This is a genomic window from Streptomyces sp. NPDC000404 (assembly GCF_040300365.1).
GTDB lineage: Bacteria > Actinomycetota > Actinomycetes > Streptomycetales > Streptomycetaceae > Streptomyces > Streptomyces ramulosus.
The window spans coordinates 428,494-447,125 of the sequence record NZ_JBEPDN010000003.1 but is presented as its reverse complement, the minus strand read 5'-3'; the positions used below and the strand labels follow the sequence as shown (position 1 = coordinate 447,125).

The 18,632-nt window shown below is 72.5% G+C and carries 14 protein-coding genes and 1 tRNA gene; 9 read left to right on the top strand and 6 right to left on the bottom strand.

What is annotated here, in order from left to right:
• Positions 1-156 precede the first annotated feature (156 nt).
• From ABT345_RS07920 to ABT345_RS07905, 4 genes are all read right to left on the bottom strand, one after another.
• Positions 157-1,191: a coiled-coil domain-containing protein gene (locus tag ABT345_RS07920; RefSeq protein WP_345090550.1), complete on the bottom strand. Its 1,035-nt coding sequence runs from the start codon at positions 1,189-1,191 to the stop codon at positions 157-159.
• A gap of 161 nt (positions 1,192-1,352) precedes the next feature.
• Positions 1,353-2,411, bottom strand: coding sequence for an LCP family protein (locus ABT345_RS07915; RefSeq protein ID WP_345090547.1), 1,059 nt, complete (start codon positions 2,409-2,411; stop codon positions 1,353-1,355).
• Between the two features lie 110 nt (positions 2,412-2,521).
• Positions 2,522-5,104, bottom strand: coding sequence for an SUKH-4 family immunity protein (locus ABT345_RS07910; RefSeq protein WP_345090801.1), 2,583 nt, complete (start codon positions 5,102-5,104; stop codon positions 2,522-2,524).
• Between the two features lie 5 nt (positions 5,105-5,109).
• Positions 5,110-6,087, bottom strand: coding sequence for an SMI1/KNR4 family protein (locus ABT345_RS07905; RefSeq protein ID WP_345090544.1), 978 nt, complete (start codon positions 6,085-6,087; stop codon positions 5,110-5,112).
• A gap of 293 nt (positions 6,088-6,380) precedes the next feature.
• Between ABT345_RS07905 and ABT345_RS07900 the strand changes: the two genes are divergently transcribed.
• Both ABT345_RS07900 and ABT345_RS07895 read left to right on the top strand, forming a co-directional pair.
• Positions 6,381-6,893 (top strand): YwqJ-related putative deaminase, encoded by a 513-nt coding sequence (locus ABT345_RS07900; RefSeq protein ID WP_345090541.1) that lies wholly within the window; start codon positions 6,381-6,383, stop codon positions 6,891-6,893.
• Between the two features lie 8 nt (positions 6,894-6,901).
• Positions 6,902-7,450, top strand: a complete 549-nt coding sequence (locus ABT345_RS07895; RefSeq protein ID WP_345090538.1) for an SUKH-3 domain-containing protein — start codon at positions 6,902-6,904, stop codon at positions 7,448-7,450.
• Between the two features lie 474 nt (positions 7,451-7,924).
• Here ABT345_RS07895 and ABT345_RS07890 read toward each other — a convergent pair whose 3' ends face one another.
• Positions 7,925-9,388, bottom strand: coding sequence for a sensor histidine kinase (locus ABT345_RS07890; RefSeq protein ID WP_345090535.1), 1,464 nt, complete (start codon positions 9,386-9,388; stop codon positions 7,925-7,927).
• A 154-nt stretch (positions 9,389-9,542) separates the two neighbouring features.
• Here ABT345_RS07890 and ABT345_RS07885 point away from each other — a divergent pair, with 154 nt between their 5' ends.
• From ABT345_RS07885 to ABT345_RS07855, 7 genes are all read left to right on the top strand, one after another.
• Positions 9,543-10,397 (top strand): hypothetical protein, encoded by an 855-nt coding sequence (locus ABT345_RS07885; protein WP_345090532.1) that lies wholly within the window; start codon positions 9,543-9,545, stop codon positions 10,395-10,397.
• A gap of 38 nt (positions 10,398-10,435) precedes the next feature.
• Positions 10,436-10,507: transfer RNA gene (locus ABT345_RS07880), tRNA-Gln, on the top strand.
• A gap of 175 nt (positions 10,508-10,682) precedes the next feature.
• Entirely contained in the window at positions 10,683-12,125 is a 1,443-nt protein-coding gene (gene glmU / locus ABT345_RS07875; protein WP_345090798.1) for a bifunctional UDP-N-acetylglucosamine diphosphorylase/glucosamine-1-phosphate N-acetyltransferase GlmU, read from the top strand.
• A 71-nt stretch (positions 12,126-12,196) separates the two neighbouring features.
• Positions 12,197-13,171, top strand: coding sequence for a ribose-phosphate diphosphokinase (locus ABT345_RS07870; protein WP_345090529.1), 975 nt, complete (start codon positions 12,197-12,199; stop codon positions 13,169-13,171).
• 203 nt (positions 13,172-13,374) lie between these two features.
• The gene (locus ABT345_RS07865; protein WP_345090526.1) at positions 13,375-13,965 is read left to right on the top strand and encodes a 50S ribosomal protein L25/general stress protein Ctc; all 591 of its coding nucleotides are present in this window, start codon (positions 13,375-13,377) and stop codon (positions 13,963-13,965) included.
• Between the two features lie 148 nt (positions 13,966-14,113).
• Entirely contained in the window at positions 14,114-14,701 is a 588-nt protein-coding gene (gene pth, locus ABT345_RS07860) for an aminoacyl-tRNA hydrolase (protein WP_345090523.1), read from the top strand.
• A gap of 178 nt (positions 14,702-14,879) precedes the next feature.
• A complete protein-coding gene (locus ABT345_RS07855; protein ID WP_345090520.1) occupies positions 14,880-15,323 on the top strand; it encodes a hypothetical protein in 444 nt (147 codons plus the stop codon).
• 103 nt (positions 15,324-15,426) lie between these two features.
• Here the strand turns inward: ABT345_RS07855 and ppc are convergent, their stop codons facing one another.
• Positions 15,427-18,216 carry a phosphoenolpyruvate carboxylase gene (gene ppc / locus ABT345_RS07850; protein ID WP_345090518.1) on the bottom strand — a complete coding sequence of 930 codons (2,790 nt, stop codon included), beginning with the start codon at positions 18,214-18,216 and terminating at the stop codon, positions 15,427-15,429.
• Positions 18,217-18,632: the final 416 nt, after the last annotated feature.

Sequence of the window (18,632 nt, the reverse complement as noted above, 5' to 3'; positions counted from 1 at the left end):
GCGAAGGCGCCCAGGTCACCGGGCGGACGGGGCCGCAGGACCCGGATCCGGGCACCGGCCGGGCCCCGCCGCCCGCCCGCCGTACGGCCCGCGCCGCCCCGCCGCCCTCCCTCGTACGGGCCGCGGCGGGTTCACGTCGGACGCCCCGTGGCCGGCTCACGTCGGGCGCGGCAGCTCCGTCTCGATGGTGTCCTCGTCGTCCGGGTTGACGGGGGCACGCAGATCGCCGGAGGCGGGGCCGGTCGTGGGGCCCGCGGGAGAGCCCGCGGGCGGCTCGGGAGCCGCCGGGCCGTCCTCCTCGCCCGTCAGGTCCCCCGGGTCCTTGCCGGTCAGGGCGGCCAGGCTGTTGCGGACATGGGTCATGTGGGAGCGCAGCTCATCGCGCTCCTCCTGGTGCTCGCGCAGGATCCGGGCGGTGGCCCGCTCGATCCGCTCGACCTCGACACCGGCCTGGGCCAGCAGCTCGGCGGCGCGGGCCTCGGCGTCCTCCTGCCGGTGGCGCGCGGCCTCCTCCGTCTCCGCGCGGTGCCGCTCCGCCAGCGCCACGACCTCCCGGCCGCGCTCCTCCAGCTCCACGATCCGCCGGGCCGTCTCCGCCTCCCGCCCGGCGATCTCCCGGCCGCACTCCTCCCACGCGTCGGCCTGCCGCTGCTCGGCGTCGGCGAGCATCTCGGCGGTGCGGCGCCGCATCTCCCGCAGCGCCTCGGCGGCCTCCTCGCGCCACTGCGCGGCGTCCTTCTCCGCCGCCTTCACCCGCGCCGCCGCGTCCGCGCGCGCCGCGTCGACCACCCGCTGCCCGCGCTCCTCGGCGTCCTTGCGGCGGGCGTGCGCGACCTCGTCGGCCGCCTCCCCGGTGTCGCACGCGTACGCCACCGTCGCGTCCCGCAGCTCCTCGGCCGCCCGCTCCGCGTCCGCGCGCAGCCGGGCCGCCTCGGACTCGGCGGTGGTGAGGATGAGCCGGGCCTGCTCGCCCAGGGACTCGTAGGTCTGCGGCGGCATCGTGGCGACGTACGCGCGCAGCTCCGACAGCTCCGCCGCCAGCCGCTCGGCCTCCTCGGTGAGCTGCGCGACCCGCTCCCAGCACGAGTCGCGGTCCACGGTGAGGCCCGCGACGCGGCGGTCCACGTCGTGCGGACGGTAGCCGCGTCCGCGTACGGTCACGAAACCGTGCGGCGATACCGACGCAGTCATCCTCATGCCCCTCTCCGGCGCGCGCACCGTCACGCCCTCCGCGACGATGCGCCGCCCGGACCGCTCTGTCCGGCCGACGCGCCGTCCCGCACTCAACTCTCCGGAGCGGCCCGGGCCGCCCGCAAGGCGGCAGGAGACCGCTCCCACCCCACCAGGATGCGTCAATTGATGACAGAAGTCGGAATTGGATCATCTTTGCGGAGCGCGTCGAACAGCAGCCGGGCCTTCGGCTCGTCCCACATCAGCACGTCCCCCGCACCGCTGACGCTCACCCCCGGCCGCGCCACCGGCACCGTCACCGCCCGGCCCGCACCGCCGGTGATCTTCCGCAGCGACCGGCCCAGCTCCACCAGCTGCCGGATCCCGGCGCCGTCGTCCACCCGGATCGCCGCGAGCGTGGTGCGCACCACCGGCGCCGGACGGGACGGATGGCGCAGCATCTCGGTGCTCAGCATCCGGTCCGCCACCGCCCCCATCAGCTGCCGCTGCCGCTTCACCCGCCCGAGGTCGCCCTGCGGATCGCTGTAGCGGGCCCGCGCGTACGCCAGCCCCTGCCGCCCGTCGACCTGCTGGCACCCGGCCCGGAAATCCGCACCGGACTCCGCGTCCTTCAGCGGCTTCTCCGGACAGATCCGTACGCCGCCGAGCGCGTCGACGACCTGCACCAGACCGAGGAAGTTCACCTCCGCGTACCGCTCGATGCGCAGCCCCGTCGCCTGCTCCACGGTGCGGGTCAGCAGCTGCGGCCCGCCCGCCGCGTACGCCCCGTTGATCTTGCGGCGGCCGTGGCCCGGCACCGTCACGTAGCTGTCCCGCGGCAGGCTCACCAGGGACGGGCCACGGGCGCCGGTGTGCAGCACCATCACCGTGTCGGTGTTCCGCCCGCCGCCGTTGCCCACATGCAGCTCCTTGCGCTGCTGCGGGGTGAGCCCGGCGCGGCTGTCCGAGCCGACCAGCAGCCAGTTCGTGCCCGCACCGGCCGCCGGACGGCCCGGGTACGCGCCGATCGCCGCGACGTGCCGCACCTGCCCGCCCGCCCAGCGGTACGCCGCCACACCCCCGGCGACCAGCAGCACCACCACGACCAGCAGCGCCAGCAGCGTCCGGCGCAGCCACCGCCGGCGCCGCCGGCCACTCCCGCCGGCGCGGCGCCCGCCGCACCGCCCGGCACGGTCGGCCGGTACGGACGGCGGTGGCGGCTCCTGCCCGAGCTGCTCCATACCGGTATGGTCCGCGCGCCGCGCCGCTCCCGCAGCCCGAGCGGGACGGCAAAGGGCCGCCGCCCCCGGAAAACCGGTGGTCAGCGACCCTTTCGCACAGGCTTACGGGCTTACAGCAACCCGTCCCACATCTGCTCCAGCAGCACCGACCACCACGTCTCCGGCGAACCGAGCGCCGCTGGGTCGAGCGCCACCAGCTGCGCCTGGAAATCGACCGTCCAGCGGCCCGCCTGCTCCGGGGTCAGCCCGTACCGCAGCCGCCACATCCGGCCCAGCATCGCCAGGCACCGCGTGAACTCCGGCAGCCCGCTGTTGACGAACTGCGCCGGCGCGGGCTGCCCGCCCGGCACCCCCTCCAGCGGCACCGCCACGATGTGCGCCGTGCCGTACTGCACACACAGCTGACGCCCGTAGTCGTTGCCCATGACCAGGTACGAGCCCGCGTCGGCCGACGGCTGCACACCGCGCTCCGCCGCCAGCTCCGCCAGCGTCGGCACCGGACGGCCCGGCTGCGCCTGCGCCCAGAAGAACGGCCCGAAGTCGACCGGCAGCCCCGCCCAGACCAGCATCTGCGCGACGACCTCCGGCACGCCCTGCCGGGAGACCGCCCGCTGATCGAAACGGAACAGCGCCTGCGGGCCGAACGCCTGCTCCAGCTCCTGCCCGATGACCTGCGGCGGCGCCGGGGGCACCGGCTGCACCTGCGAGGGGTGCGGCAGCGGCGCCCGCACCGGGGCCGGCCGCGCCGGACCGTCCGCCACCTGGTGCAACTCGCCCTGGTGCTCGACGAGATGACGGACGCCCTGCTGCCGCGAGGCGTGGTCACGGCCGTACGCGGCGGTGTGGCTGATCCGCACCTGCGGCCAGGTGTCCCGGACCAGCCGGGCGCAGTAGCCGCCCGGCACCTCACAGCACTCCAGCTCGGTGTGGAGCTCCAGCACCTGCTGCGGCGGGATGTTCATCCCCCGCAGCTCGTGCAGGAGCTGCCACTCCGGGTGCGGCGTACCGGGCGCGGACCGGCGCACGATCTTCTGCTCGGAACCGTCCGGCGCGCGGTAGCTGAGCACCGCCATGTAGCCGGGCCCGACCGTCGGCACCCCGCCCGGCGTCGGCGGATAGCCGTACCCGCCGGGGGCGCCCTGCGGGGGCGCGGCCTGCGGCGGAGCGGCGGGCCCCGGCCCCTGCGGCGGAGCGGGCGGCGGCGCGGCCGGACCCGCACCCTGCGGCGCACCGGAACCACCGGCCGCACCCGAACCCACCGGACCGGGCGCCACCGGACCGGGCACCGCCGCGCCGGAGGCCAGCATCGTCGCCGCGGCATGCACCCCGCCCCCGGCACCACCGACCGCGGGCACCGGCGGCGGAGGCGGCGGCGGACCGTCCGGAGCCGAGCCCGAACTCCCGCCCGCACCACCGGACTTGGCGGCGGCCCCCTTCGGCGCGCCGGGCGGACCGGGCGGCGGCGGCACACCGGGGCCGCCCGCACCGGGACCACCGGCCGCCGGATCGGGCAGCGCGGCACCGGACGCCAGCATCGTCGCCGCGGCATGCACCCCGCCCCCGGCCGCACCGGAACCGGCGCCACCGGACGCCCCGCCGGCCCCGTCCACCGCGCTCAGATCCACGTCCTCGCCGTCCAACTGCGAGACCAGCTGCGTCCGTACGTAACCCCCGGCGGGCGCGCCCGCACCCGCGGACGGCGCCTTCTCCGCACCGGGCACCGCGGGAGGCGGCGGCGGACCCGCCGCATCGGCGGGCACCGCGGCACCGGCGGCCAGCACCGTCGCCGCCGCATGCACGCCACCACCGGCGGCGGGCGGCGCAGGCGGCGCGGGCGCGGCGCCCTGCGGCGGCGGCACATCGGCGACCGGCGGGCCGGACGGCGGCGGCAGATCCGCCAGCCCCGGAGCCGCGGGCGGCGCCGGCGGCATCGGCGGCGCCGCGGCACCCGCACCGGACGCACCGTCACCTCCCGCCGCACCCGACGCACCGGACGCCTCCCGATCGACCGCCGGCGCCACCTGCGTCCGCGGCAACTGACTGCCGCCCCGCAGCAGCTCGGTCTTCGCCTCGGGGCTGATCCGCGGCGCGGCGGTGTCCGCCCCGTCCTCCTCGCCGACCTCGTCGAGACCGGCCAGCGGCGGCGCGAACACCGTCTGCGGCGGCGCCACCGACCGGTCGTCGTCCGCCACCCCCGGACCGTCACCGGCCCCCGGCGTCACGTTCACCCCGGCCCAGGCATCGGCCGCACCGTCCCCGCCGACCGGACCACCGGCCGCGGGCACCGGAGCGGCCGGAGCCGCGGCCTCCCCGCCGGACGCCTCGGCGCGCGCATCCGCCGCCTCCTGCAACCACTCCGGCGGCGTCAACAGGAACGACGTCGCCTCCAGATCGATCCGCGGCGCCGCCGCCACCGACGCCGGACGCGCCGCCGCCGCGCCGTACTCCTCCTCGTACCGCCGGATCACCTCACCCACCGGCAACCCCGGCCACAGCGTCGTCTCCCCGCTGTCCCGCGCGATCACCAACCGGCTCCGGCCCCCGTCGGACCGCGGACCGTCCTCCCGGTCCTCCGCCCACGCGACGAACCCGAGATCGAACTCCCGCACCCGCACCTCACGCTGGAGCTGCGCCGGTACGTCGCCGTTCACCCACAGCTCCGCACGCTCCTGCGCCTGCGCGAACGTCACCACCGCGCTCACCCCTCCACCGGGACGACCTGCGCGAAGCCACCGTCCACCATCAGATTCGCCACCGTCTCCAGCTCCGGCGGATTCCCCGCGAGCCGCTCCAGGAACGCATCGAAATCCGCCCCGCACGGCAACAGCAGCCGCTCCACCCGCTCCTGCACCGACCACCCGTCACGGTCCCGCGCATCGTCGTACGGGCAGAACCACACCGAACCCACGTCCGCACCGCGCACCTTCACCGCCAGCAACCCGCCCTGCGCGAACGCCACACCCAGATAGTCCTTGGTCAGGTGATCGCGCAGACACTTGTTGACGTAGACCAGATCGTTGACCGCCGCGTCGTCGCGCACCGTGAAGAACGGCTGGTCCACCAGCAGCCCCAACTCCGCGTCCAGCCCCACCCCCACCGGCGCACAGCCCCCCGCCGCCTTCAGGAACGACCGGTACGCACCCGGCAGCCGGTACCCCAGCGCCTCCTCCGCCTGCGCCACCTGCTCCTCACCCACCGAGATCCCCCGGTGCGCCAGACCGAAGTGCACCGGACGCGTCTCCTGCAACGGCCGCGTACCGCGCTTGTCGTGCGCCACCGCCGCCGTCGCCAGCCCGCCGTGGTGCCGCAGCAACGCCTTCACCTCGACCGGAACCAGCTCCAACCGCCGCGTCCCCGCGACGTGATGCCACGTCCAGCCGTGCGGCGTCGCCACCGCCGGACCCTCCGCCCACAGCTCGTGCCGCCGCGCGTGCATCGCCGCGTTCGCCGACACGTAATCCGTCAACCGCAGCTCATCGACGCCGAACCCCTCCGGCGGCTCGGCGATCTCCACGGCCGCCCGCGCATACGGCGTGAACGACGGGAAACCCCGCCCGTCCATCCGCACCCCCGCCGGGTGCCGGGCGGCACGGACCGGATCCGGGAAATGCACGACCTGCCCGGCATAAGCGGTGTTCGGTGGCGCGGCATGCTGCCCGAGCCGACCTGTCGTCATCGCGGTGCCCCCTGGCTGAATCTGGCTACTGCGCACAGCCTATGCCGTACCGCAAGGGCGTACCGCAGGTACCGGACGCCCTCCGCACCACCCCACGGAACCCCGCAAACCCCACCGCCCACTCCACCACGCCCCACCCACCACAACCGCCCCAGCCAGCCCTCTTGCCCCACCCGCAACACACTGTCACCCGCCCGTGACGCCCTCCACGGCATGCCCGACTACCGGAACACCCGGGACATTTGGCAGGCTGACCCCCGCAACCGGGGGGTTTGCAGGGAGGGAAGCACCGCATGAGCACCACGACACACCACACCACCGCCACCGGCGACCCCCGAATCGGCTGGAGCGGCACCACCGACGACGGGCACACCCCCACGCTCCGTCACCGCCGCGACGGCATCCTCCCCACCGTCGGCGCCGCCCTCTCCGTCCGCGGCGCCACCCTCACCTGCACCGCGAGCAAGGCCGAACACCCACCCGCGCTGCACCCCCTCGTCCAGGACTTCCTCGACACCCTCTCCACCGCCCAGCGCGAACGGTTCACCGGCCGCTGCCCCGAAGCCGTCCTGCTCTCCCGCCACCTCACCGCCGTCGAGGGCAACCGCGGCAAACGTGCCTCCCGCAAACCCCTCACCAACGGCGAGGCCCGCCGCTCCCTGAAACACTCCAAGATCACCGCCCGACACATCCGCGAGGACGGCGACCCCCTGCACGGAAGCTACGCACCCCCCTGCCGCTCCTGCGACGCGCTCCTCGCCCACTTCGGCGTCATGCCCATCGGCAACGCGCCCGCAGGGAGCTGACCACCACCGTGCCCGCCACCGACACCCACGACCCCCGCGACCACGCCGGCTCCACCCGCTTCCCCCCGGCCGTCGACGTCGCCCTCCAGAAAGCCGGCTGGACCCCCGGCCGCTGGGACATCAAACACGCCGAACACTGGGCCGACACCCTCCGCGACCACACCTCCCCCGCCGGCCACCGCCACACCGTCTTCCCCGCCGCCGTCGAGGCATGGGCCGAATTCGGCGGCCTCCACATCACCGGCCCCGGCCCCGGCCGCCACATCGCCCCCACCCCCTTCACCATCGACCCCCTCCACGGCCTCCACCTCGCCCGCACCCTCGGCGACCTCGGCCGCGCCCTCGACACCGACGTCTCCCCCCTCGGCCGCGAGGAACTCAGCGGCACCCACACCGCGGGCCACCCCCAGGCCCTCCTCGCCATCGACACCGAAGGCCGCGTCTACAGCATCGACCACACCGGCGACTGGTACCTCGGCCCCACCATCGACCACGCCCTCAACACCCTCATCCTCGGCACGCGACCGAGCCGGCTGGCACGACCGGAGAGCGCCTGAGCCGGGGCTTGGGCGGGGGCTGACCGAAGCTTGGGCCGGAGCCTGAACCGAGGCCTGAACCGGTCCTGACTCGGGGCTACAACCGGGCCTGACCTGGGGCTACTCGCCGTGGGCCACCGGGCGGCCACGTGCCTGAGCGGCTACGGGGACGGGCCTGACTTGGGGCTACGCGCCGTGGGCCGCCAAACGGCCGCATGCCTGAGCGGCTCCGGGGACAGGGGCTTGAGCCGGGGCCTGGACTGGGGCTAGGCCCCGTGGGCCACCGAGCGGCCACACGCCTGAGCGGCTACGGGCCGGGGGCGCGGCCGGCAGGCAGAACTTGCGCCGAGGCTTGAACCGGCCCCTGACCTGGGGCTACGCCCCGTGGGCCGCCGGGCAGCCGCACGCCTGAGCGGCTACGGGGACGGGGGCACGGCCGGCGGAAGCACTCGGGCACACGAGAGCCCCGGCCTCACCCCAGCCGCCCGGCCGGCCTCACCCCCCGGCGGCCACCCCGCCGCCGGAAGCCGACGCCGCACCCGCGTCCGACGCCGCCCCCGCACCGCCCGCCGGCACCACCGCCGACACCCGGAAACCCCCCGCATCCGTCGGACCGGCCACGAACACGCCCCCCAGCGCCGTCACCCGCTCCCGCATCCCCACCAGACCGTTCCCCCCGCTCGGCAACCCCGCCGGCGCCGCCGCACCGTCCGACGGACCGTTCTCCACCTGCACCGCGACCTCCGCCGCCCGATGCGCCAACCGCACCCGGGCCCGCGCCCCCGGCGCATGCTTGTGCACGTTCGTCAGCGCCTCCTGCACCACCCGGTACACCGTCTGCTCCACCCCCGCCGCATACCGCCCCGGCACCCCGGCACCCTCCGCACCGTCCACCGACAGCACCACCGCCATGCCCGCCGCCCGCGACTGACCCACCAACTCCGCCAGCTCCGCCAACGACGGCCCCTCGGCCTCACCGCCCACGGCCTCCGCGGCCACCGCACCCGGCTCCGGCACCGACGCCCTCGCCCCCGCGTGCGCCACCGCCTGCGCCGCCACCGCGGCCAACCGCTCCGGCCCACCCGACGCCCCCGACGCCGGACGCCCACCGGACGCCTCCCCCGTCCGCAGCACCCCCAGCATCTCCCGCAACTCCGTCAACGCCTGGCGCCCCATGTCCCCCACCAGACCCGCGTTCCGCGACGCCTTCTCCGGATCCTTCAACGCCACCGCCTGCAACGCCGCCGCATGCACCACCATCAACGACACCCGGTGCGCCACCACGTCGTGCATCTCCCGCGCGATCCGCGTCCGCTCCTCGTTACGGGCCCACTCCGCCCGCTCCTCCGCACGGTCCGCCAGCAGCGACAGCTCACGCTCCAAACCGTCCGCCCGCTCCCGCAGGCTCTCCACCAACCGCCGCCGGGCCCCCACATACAGCCCCCACAGCACCGGCGGCGCCGTCACCACCAACCCCATCGCCACCGACATCGTCGGCACGAACCACAGCGGCGGCTGATAATCCGGATCCGCCGCCACCTCCTGCCGCAGATTCAGGAACGTCGACACCAACGTCCCCGCCACCGTCATCCCCGCCAGCAACGCCGTCGTCCGCCGCGGCGTATCGGACGCCGCCAGCGTGTACAGACCCACCACGCCCAGCAGCACACCCATGTCCGCGGGCGTCACCGCGATCGACACCAGCACCACGACCACCGGCCACCGGCGCCGCACCAGCAACACCGGCCCGGCCACCAGACCCAGCGCAATCCCCACCGGCTCCGGCAACCCCACATCACCCGAGAACGCCGCGCCCTCCACGACGCACTCCAGCGTCGACAACAACGCCAGCACCACGTCCAGCACGGCACTGCGCCGCCGGGCCCACCACCACGGCCCCCGCGCGGGCACGGCACACGCCCGCGCTCCGGCCTCTCCGTCTGCCCCCGTCGCGCTCATACCGACCAGCCTACGGGCGCCCGCCCCGACCCCCCGAACAGCGCACGTGCACGTTCCCGACCCGTTACGCGCCCTTACCCACGGTTATCCCTCGAACTACTGAATCGCCCGCATATCCGCCCCACCCGCACACCCGTCCCGCCAGCCTGTTCCCATGCCGCACACCAGCACCCACGGACGCCACCCCGACCACGACGCACTACGCACCGAAGCCGTCGCCCTACGCCGCGCGGGCCTCAGCCGCCGCCAGATACGGGACCGGCTCGGCATCCACAACAACGACCTCCTCAACCGCTTCCTGGACGGCACACCGGCTCCGGAGTGGACCAAGCGCCCCAACGCCAAGGACGACGTACGCGCACGCGCCCGCGAGCTGCGGCTCCAGGGGAAGACCTACGACCAGATCCAACTGGAGCTGGGCTGCTCGAAGAGTTCGATCTCCCTCTGGGTGCGCGACCTCCCCAAGCCCGACCGTCGCCGCACCCGAGAAGAGGCGTCCGCCATCGCGAAGCGCGGCTGGGAGGCGACACTCCGCCGCCGCGAGGAGGAACGTCAGCGCACGAAGGCGGCAGCGACGGCAGAGATCGAGGTGCTGTCGGACCGGGACCTCTTCATCGCGGGAGTCGCTCTGTACTGGGCCGAGGGCACCAAGGACAAGCCCTACGCCCGGCGCGAGAGCGTGATCTTCGTGAACAGCGATCCTGGTGTGATCCGCGTCTTCCTCGCCTGGCTACGACTGCTCGACGTGGATCCGGCACACCTGGCCTACCGAGTGATGATCCACGCAACGGCGGACGTACCGGCCGCCGAAGCGTATTGGGCGGAGTTCGTCGGAATCGACACCTCCGCACTGCAGAAGACGACGATCAAGAAGCACAACCCGAAGACGGTCCGCAAGAACGTCGGGGAGGACTACCACGGCTGCCTCGTGGTGCGGGTACGGCAGAGCGCAGAGCTGTACCGTCGCGTCGAAGGCTGGTGGTACGGCATAGTGTTGGGTACCGCATGACCGGCCTGACGGAATGTCCGGTTTGATGTCATAAACACTCCCCTGTGGTGTAATTGGCAACACGGGTCACTTTGGATGATTTGTTCCAGGTTCGAGCCCTGGCAGGGGAGCAAAGCAAAGTTCGGGTCCCGACCTCTCGGTCGGGACCCGCATGCGTTTCGTCAGGAATACGCCCCGGTATCCTTCGGATGTCCACCACCCGAAGTAGCCAAGAAGCCGAAGGGCACCTCCGTGAGCGCCAACCTTCCTCCCGTTCTCGGCTCCGCTCGGACGGGGGAGACCCCACTGGCGGCCGTCGTCGTTCTCGCCGCGGGTGAGGGAACCCGCATGAAATCGGCGACCCCCAAGGTCCTCCACGCGATCTGCGGACGGTCCCTCGTCGGGCACGTCGTCGCCGCCTCCCGCGAGCTGGACCCCGAGCACCTCGTCGTCGTCGTGGGCCACGCCCGTGACCAGGTCCGCGCGCACCTGAGCGAGATCGACCCGTCGGTCCGTACCGCCGTGCAGCACGAGCAGAACGGCACCGGCCACGCCGTGCGGATGGGCCTGGAGGAGCTGACCGCCGGCGGTGCGGCGCTGGACGGCACCGTCGTGGTGGTGTGCGGTGACACGCCGCTGCTGACGGGCGAGACGCTGCGCCGCCTGAGCGAGACGCACGCCGCGGACGGCAACGCCGTGACGGTGCTGTCGGCCGAGGTGCCGGACGCGACGGGTTACGGCCGGATCGTGCGGGACGGTGCGAACGGCGCGGTGACCGAGATCGTCGAGCACAAGGACGCGAGTCCGGCGCAGCGGGCGATCCGGGAGATCAACTCCGGGGTGTTCGCGTTCGATGCGCGGCTGCTGGCCGAGGCGCTGGGCAAGGTGCGGACGGACAACAGTCAGGGTGAGGAGTACCTCACGGATGTGCTGGGGATTCTGCGGGAGGCCGGGCACCGGGTGGGTGCGGCGGTGGCCGGGGATCACCGGGAGATTCTGGGGATCAACAACCGTGTGCAGTTGGCGCAGGCGCGGCGGCTGTTGAACGAGCGGTTGCTGGAGCGGGCGATGCTCGCGGGTGTGACGGTGGTGGATCCGGCGTCGACGTGGGTGGATGTGTCGGTGACGTTCGGTGCGGATGCGGTGGTGCATCCGGGGACGCAGTTGCTGGGTGCGACGCGGGTGGCTGCGGGCGCGGAGGTGGGTCCGCATTCGCGGCTCGCGGACACGGTCGTGGGTGAGGGCGCGGTGGCGTCGTTCACGGTGGCCGAGGGTGCGGAGATCGGTGCGGGGGCGTCGGTGGGTCCGTATGCGTATCTGCGTCCGGGGACGGTGCTGGGGGCGCGGGCGAAGGCCGGCACGTATGTGGAGATGAAGAACGCGTCGATCGGTGAGGGCACGAAGGTGCCTCATCTGTCGTATGTGGGGGATGCGACGATCGGTGAGTACACCAATATCGGCGCGGCGAGTGTTTTTGTGAATTACGACGGTGAGGCGAAGCATCACACCACGGTCGGTTCGCATTGCAAGACGGGGTCGGACAACATGTTTGTGGCTCCTGTCACGATCGGGGACGGCGCGTATACCGCGGCGGGTTCGGTCATCACCAAGGATGTGCCCCCGGGTTCGTTGGCGGTCGCGCGTGGCCAGCAGCGGAATATCGAGGGTTGGGTCGCTCGTAAGCGGCCTGGGAGTGCCGCCGCGCAGGCTGCTTCTTCCGCTCGCCAGGAGTCCGAGGGCGAGCGCTGACCGTGCCGTGGTGCGCCGTGCGGGGCGTACCGTGTTGAGCGCACGCAAACAGGAATTCGAGGAGATTTGCTGTGACCGGGATCAAGACGACCGGCGAGAAGAAGATGATGCTCTTCTCCGGCCGCGCCCACCCCGAGCTGGCCGAGGAGGTCGCGCACCAGCTGGGTGTCGGCCTGGTCCCGACGAAGGCGTTCGACTTCGCGAATGGTGAGATCTACGTTCGCTATCAGGAGTCGGCGCGTGGTGCGGACTGCTTTTTGATTCAGAGCCACACGGCTCCGATCAATAAGTGGATCATGGAACAGCTCATCATGATCGATGCGCTGAAGCGGGCTTCGGCCCGGAGCATCACCGTGGTGGTGCCGTTCTACGGTTATGCGCGTCAGGACAAGAAGCACCGTGGTCGTGAGCCGATTTCGGCGCGGCTGATCGCGGATCTGATGAAGACGGCGGGTGCGGACCGTATTGTCACGGTCGATCTGCACACGGATCAGATCATGGGCTTCTTCGACGGTCCGGTGGATCATCTGTTCGCGCTGCCGGTGCTGGCGGATTACGTGGGTGCGAAGGTCGACCGCAACAAGCTGACCGTGGTGTCGCCGGATGCGGGCCGGGTGCGGGTGGCGGACCGTTGGTGTGACCGTCTGGGTGCGCCGCTGGCGATCGTGCACAAGCGTCGTGACAAGGACGTGGCGAATCAGGTCACCGTTCACGAGGTCGTCGGTGATGTGAAGGACCGGGTGTGTGTGCTGGTCGACGACATGATCGACACGGGTGGCACGATCTGTGCGGCGGCGGATGCGCTGTTCGCGAATGGTGCGGCGGATGTGATCGTGACGGCGACGCACGGTGTGCTGTCGGGTCCGGCGGCGGATCGGCTGAAGAATTCGAAGGTGAGTGAGTTCGTGTTCACGAACACGCTGCCGACGCCTTCGGAGCTGGAGCTGGACAAGATCACGGTGCTGTCGATGGCGCCGACGGTGGCGCGGGCGATCCGTGAGGTGTTCGAGGACGGTTCGGTGACGAGCCTGTTCGACGAGCAGTGAGGCGCTGATCGGCGTCGTTGCTGATCGGCGTGCGCGCTGATCGACTTTGGGGCGGCCTCCCGGCCGGGTAGACTCACGGAGTTGCTCGGCGAGGGAGGCCGCACCTGTGTGTGCGGCGGTCCGTTATCGACGCGCTCTTCGTAGCAGGTCTGTCGTGGGCCGGGTAACGGTCAGCGGTTTTCCGAGATACGAGGAGTGCAGTCATGGCTGAGGTCAAGCTCACCGCGCAGGTGCGTACCGAGTTCGGTAAGGGTGCCGCGCGTCAGGCGCGTCGCGACAACCTGGTTCCCGCGGTCATCTACGGTCACGGCGCGGAGCCGAAGCACGTGGCCATTCACAACCACGCGCTGATGATGGCGCTGAAGACCCCGAACGTGCTGATCCGCCTGGACGTGGACGGCAAGGACGAGCTGGTCATCCCCAAGGCGGTGCAGCGTGAGGCCATCCGTGGCTTCCTGGTGCACGTGGACTTCCTGGCCGTGAAGAAGGGCGAGAAGGTCACCGTTGAGGTGCCGATCGTGACCGAGGGCGACCTGGCTCCGGGTGCGAACCTGCTGGAGCACCTGATGAACAGCCTGTCGGTCGAGGCCGAGGCGACTCACCTGCCGGAGTCGGTCACGGTGTCGATCGCCGGTCTGACCGCGGGTGACTCGGTGCAGGCGAAGGATGTCGTGCTGCCGGCCGGTACCTCGCTGGCCGTTGAGGACGACGCCGTGGTGCTGCAGGTCGTCGCGGCGCAGGCCGAGGCCGCTGCCGAGTCGGCCGAGGGTGAGGGCGCGTCGGCCGAGGGCTGATCCGTCGTCCCTGCCTTTGGTGGGGTGTTTTCCAACCGCTGCCGCGCGCCTTCGGGTGCGGGGTGGCGGTTGGGTTGTTTCGTGGCTCGTTGTGGTGGCGGGCTTTGGGGTGCTCGGGGTGGTCCGGGCGGATGCGGGAGTGGTGGAGATGGCGGACGCCGAGCCGTGGCTTGTGGTGGGGCTGGGTAATCCGGGTCCGGAGTATGCGGGTAATCGTCACAATGTGGGTTTCATGGTGGCGGATCTGCTGGCGGAGCGGATGCGGGGGAAGTTCAAGGCGCACAAGGCGCGGGCGCAGGTGGTGGAGGGCCGGGTGGGTCCGCCGGGTCCGGGGAGCCGTCGGGTGGTGGTGGCCAAGCCGATGTCGTTCATGAATTTGTCGGGTGGTCCGGTGTCGGCGCTGCGGGACTTCTACAAGGTGCCGGTGGGGCAGATCGTTGCGATTCATGACGAGTTGGACATCGATTACGGTGCGTTGCGGTTGAAGCTGGGGGGCGGCGACAACGGGCACAACGGTCTGAAGTCGATCACGAAGTCGTCGGGTGCGGAGTATCACCGGGTGCGGTTCGGGATCGGGCGGCCGCCGGGTCGGATGCCGGTGGCGGATTTCGTGTTGAAGGATTTCGGTTCGGCGGAGCGTAAGGAGCTGGACTATTTCGTGGACCGGGCGGCGGATGCGGTGGAGGCGTTGATTCTGGAGGGGTTGGAGCGGGCGCAGAGCGCGTACAACTCGTGAGGTGAGGGCGCGGGTTGGGGGCGGAGGGGGGTTTCGGCGGGGGTGTGGGTCCGGCGTTCGAGGTTGACCGGGTGCGGGGCCATGGCCAAAGATCCCGGGCATGTCCAGAGGCAAGGTGGGGTCCAGACCGGTCAAACGCAGTCGTACGCGGCGGGCGGGTGAGAGCGCCTTCGGGGTGATGTTGCTTGTCCGGAACGGGCTGCTGGTGCTGGTGGCGGCGGTGTTGCTGGTGGCGGGCGGGTGGACGTCGTGGGGGTCGGCCCGGTATGCGCTGGGGGTGTCGGGGCGGGAGACCGGCACGGTGAAGGTGACGTCGTGTGATGACGAGCGGTGCGCGGGGCCGTTCGTGCCGGTGGGCAAGGGGCGGCCGCGGGAGCGGGTGTCGTTGGTGAAGGCGGCGTCGCCGGGTGTGGGTGAGCGGGTCACGGTGGCGTTGCGGCCGGGGGGTGACCGTGCGGTGCGGACGGGTCCGGCGGGTGTGTTGTACGCGTGGGTGCCGTTCGCGGGGGCGTTGTTGCTGGCGTCGTTGGTGATCGCCGGTGGGTTGCGGTGGCGGCGTACGGCGTGGGGGATGGGGTTGGCCGGGGTGGCGTTGCTGGTGGGGGCGTGGGTGGCGTTGTAGGCCCGCGGTGGTGGGATTTCGAGTGAGATTGCGGCGGCGGCCCGCTCCCGGTGTTCGGGGGCGGGCCGCCGTGGTGTGGGCAGATCCGTGGTGTGTGCGGGGGTCAGCCGGTGTTGCGGAGGCCGGCGGCGACGCCGTTGACGGTGAGCAGCAGGGCGCGGGCGAGGACGGGGTCGGCCTCTTCGCCGCGGGCGGCGGCCTCGCGCTGGCGGGCCAGCAGAGAGACCTGGAGGTAGCTGATCGGGTCGAGGTAGGCGTCGCGGATGTGGAAGGTCTGGCGCAGGACGGGGTTGGAGTCGAGGAGTTCGCTCTCGCCGGTGACGCGGAGGACTTCCTGGACGGTGAGGGCGTGTTCGGCCTTGATGGTGTCGAAGACGTGCTTGAGGTCGTCGGGGACGAGGGTGTCGACGTAGTGCTCGGCGATCCGCAGGTCGGTCTTGGCCAGGGTCATGGTGACGTTGGACAGGAAGTTGCGGAAGAAGTGCCAGTGGGTGTGCATTTCGTCGAGGACGGTGTCGAGTCCGGCTTCGCGGGCGGCCTTGAGGCCGGTGCCGACGCCGTACCAGCCGGGGACGATCTGGCGGGACTGGGTCCAGCCGAAGACCCAGGGGATGGCGCGGAGGCCGTCGAGTCCGGCGCCGGAGTCGGGGCGGCGGGAGGGGCGGGAGCCGAGGTGGAGTTCGGCGAGCTGGTCGACGGGGGTGGCGGCGAAGAAGTAGGCGGGCAGGTCGGGGTCCTCGACGAGGCGGCGGTAGGCGCCGTGGGCGGCGTCGGAGACGGTTTCCATGGCCGCGTCCCAGCGGGAGAGCGCTTCGTCGGACTGGCGGGGTTCGGTGTGCAGGGCGGAGGCCTGGAGGGTGGCCGCGACGGTCAGTTCCAGGTTTTCGCGGGCGAGGGAGGGGACGAGGTACTTGTCGGAGATGACCTCGCCCTGTTCGGTGACCTTGATCTCGCCTTCGAGGGTGCCGTAGGGCTGGGCGAGGATCGCGTCGTGGGAGGGGCCGCCGCCGCGGCCGACGGTGCCGCCGCGGCCGTGGAAGAGGCGCAGGCGGACGCCGTGGCGGTGGGCGACGTCGCGCAGCAGTCGCTGGGCGCGGTGGATCTCCCACTGGCTGGTGGTGATGCCGCCGAACTTGGAGGAGTCGGAGTAGCCGAGCATGACCTCCTGGACGTCGCCGCGGAGGGCGACGAGGCGGCGGTAGGAGGGGTCGGAGAGCATTTCGTCGAGGAGCTGGTCGGCGATCTTCAGCTCGTCGGTGGTCTCCAGGAGGGGGACGATGCCGATCTTGGCCCAGCCGGCGTGCAGGTCGATGAGGCCGGCTTCGCGGGCGAGGACGGTGGCGGCGAGGACGTCGTCGGAGCCCTGGCACATGGAGATGATGTACGACTCGATGACCTCGGGGCCGAAGGTCTTCTTGGCCTTGAGGATCGTGCGGAAGACGCCGAGGGTCTTGGCGCCGGCTTCGTCGAGGGGGGCGGGGCTGGGGGCCAGGGGGCGGCGGGAGCGCAGTTCCTTGGCGAGCAGCTTGCGGCGGTATTCGCGCGGCATGTCGACGTAGCGCCAGGATTCCTCGCCGAGGCGGTCGAAGAGCTGGCCGAGGGCGTGGTGGTGGGCGTCGGCGTGTTCGCGGACGTCCATGGTGGCGAGCTGGAGGCCGAAGGCGGCGAGGGTGCGCAGGGTGCGCTCCAGGCGGCCGTCGGCGACGAGCGAGCCGCGGTGGGCGCGCAGCGAGGTCTGGATGAGGGTGAGGTCGTCGAGGAGTTCGGCGGTGCCGAGGTAGTCGCGGCCGGGGACGTGCGGGGTGTCGGCGGCGAGGCGGTCGCGGGTGTTGAGGAGCTTCTGGCGGATGCAGGTCGCCTTGAGGCGGTAGGGCTCCTCGGCGTTGAGGCGCTTGTAGCGGGGGCTGATCTCGGGGAGGAGTTCGAGGTCGCGGCCGAGGGAGGTGAGGAGTTCCTCGGTGGCGCCGCTGTTGCGGATGGAGTTGGAGAGGGCGCCGCGGAGTTCGTCGATGTGCTCCAGGGCGTCGGTGATGCCGTGCTCGTGCTGGAGGATCAGGACGTCCCAGGTGACCTGCGGGGTGACGTTGGGGTTGCCGTCGCGGTCGCCGCCGATCCAGGTGCCGAAGGTGAGGGGGCGGGTGCCGGCGGGCAGGGGGGCGCCGGCGCGTTCGAGTTCGGCGGCGAGGTCTTCGAGGACGTCGCCGACGGCGCCGCGGCCGAGTTCGTCGAGGTAGTAGATGGCGTTGCGGGCCTCGTCGGTGGGCTCGGGGCGGGCGACGCGGAGTTCGTCGGTCTGCCAGATGAGGTCGATGCTCTCGGCGAGGCGGAGGTCGGTGCGGCGGCGCTCGGTGAGGTCGGTCTGCTCCAGCAGTTCGGCGATCTTGCGGAGCTTGGTGAGGACGGAGCGGCGGGCGGCCTCGGTGGGGTGCGCGGTGAAGACGGGGCGTACGCCGAGGTGGGCGGCGGTCTCGCGCAGGTGCTCGGGGTCGGCGTCCTTGAGCATGTCGGCGGTGCGGCTGAGGATGCCGCCTTCCGCGGCGCGGCGGGCGCGCAGCTCGCGGCCGCGGTGGACCTGCTCGGTGACGTTGGCGAGGTGGAAGTAGGTGGAGAAGGCGCGGACCAGCTTGGCGGCGGTGGCGAGGTCGGTGGCGCCGAGGAGTTCGGCGGCGGCCTCGCCGTCGGTGCGGGTCAGGGCGCGGACGCGCTCGACGAGTTCGAGGAGTTCGGGGCCTTCCTGGCGGACGAGGGTCTCGCCGAGGAGGTCGCCCAGTCGGCGGATGTCGGCGCGCAGGGCGGTGTGGTCGCCGTTGTCGCCGGCCGTGCCCGGCGTGTCCGGCCGGCTGCTTCCGGGGGCGCTGATCTCGGCGGCGGAGGTGTTGTCGGCACTGCTCACAGGTGCGGCTCCTTGCGGCGATCTGGGCGGGGCGTCGTGCCGTGCCGGTCCGGGGCCTGTCCGGTCCCCGGGGCGCGGCGGGCGACGGCCCGGGAGGTGCGTCGCTTCGCGGCTCCTTGGTACCGGTGGGGGCGCGGGCGACGGGGTGCACGTCCGGGCTTGTGGGCGGGTTGCGGACCGCGCTGTCCGACGCCCACCAGGATAGGTCTCCCGTTCGGAGGGTGGTCACACCGTCCACCGGCTGGGAACCCGCCGTCCGGGCGGGGCCGCAGGTCAGGGGCGGGCGGGGGCGGCGGGCCGGGGGCGGCGGGGCGGCTTCGCGGTGCACCCCGGTGGCGGGTACGGGCCTGTCACGGCCTTGTCCGGGGGCGGCGCGCTGCCATACTTACGAAACCGTAGGTTACGGTTCCGTAGCC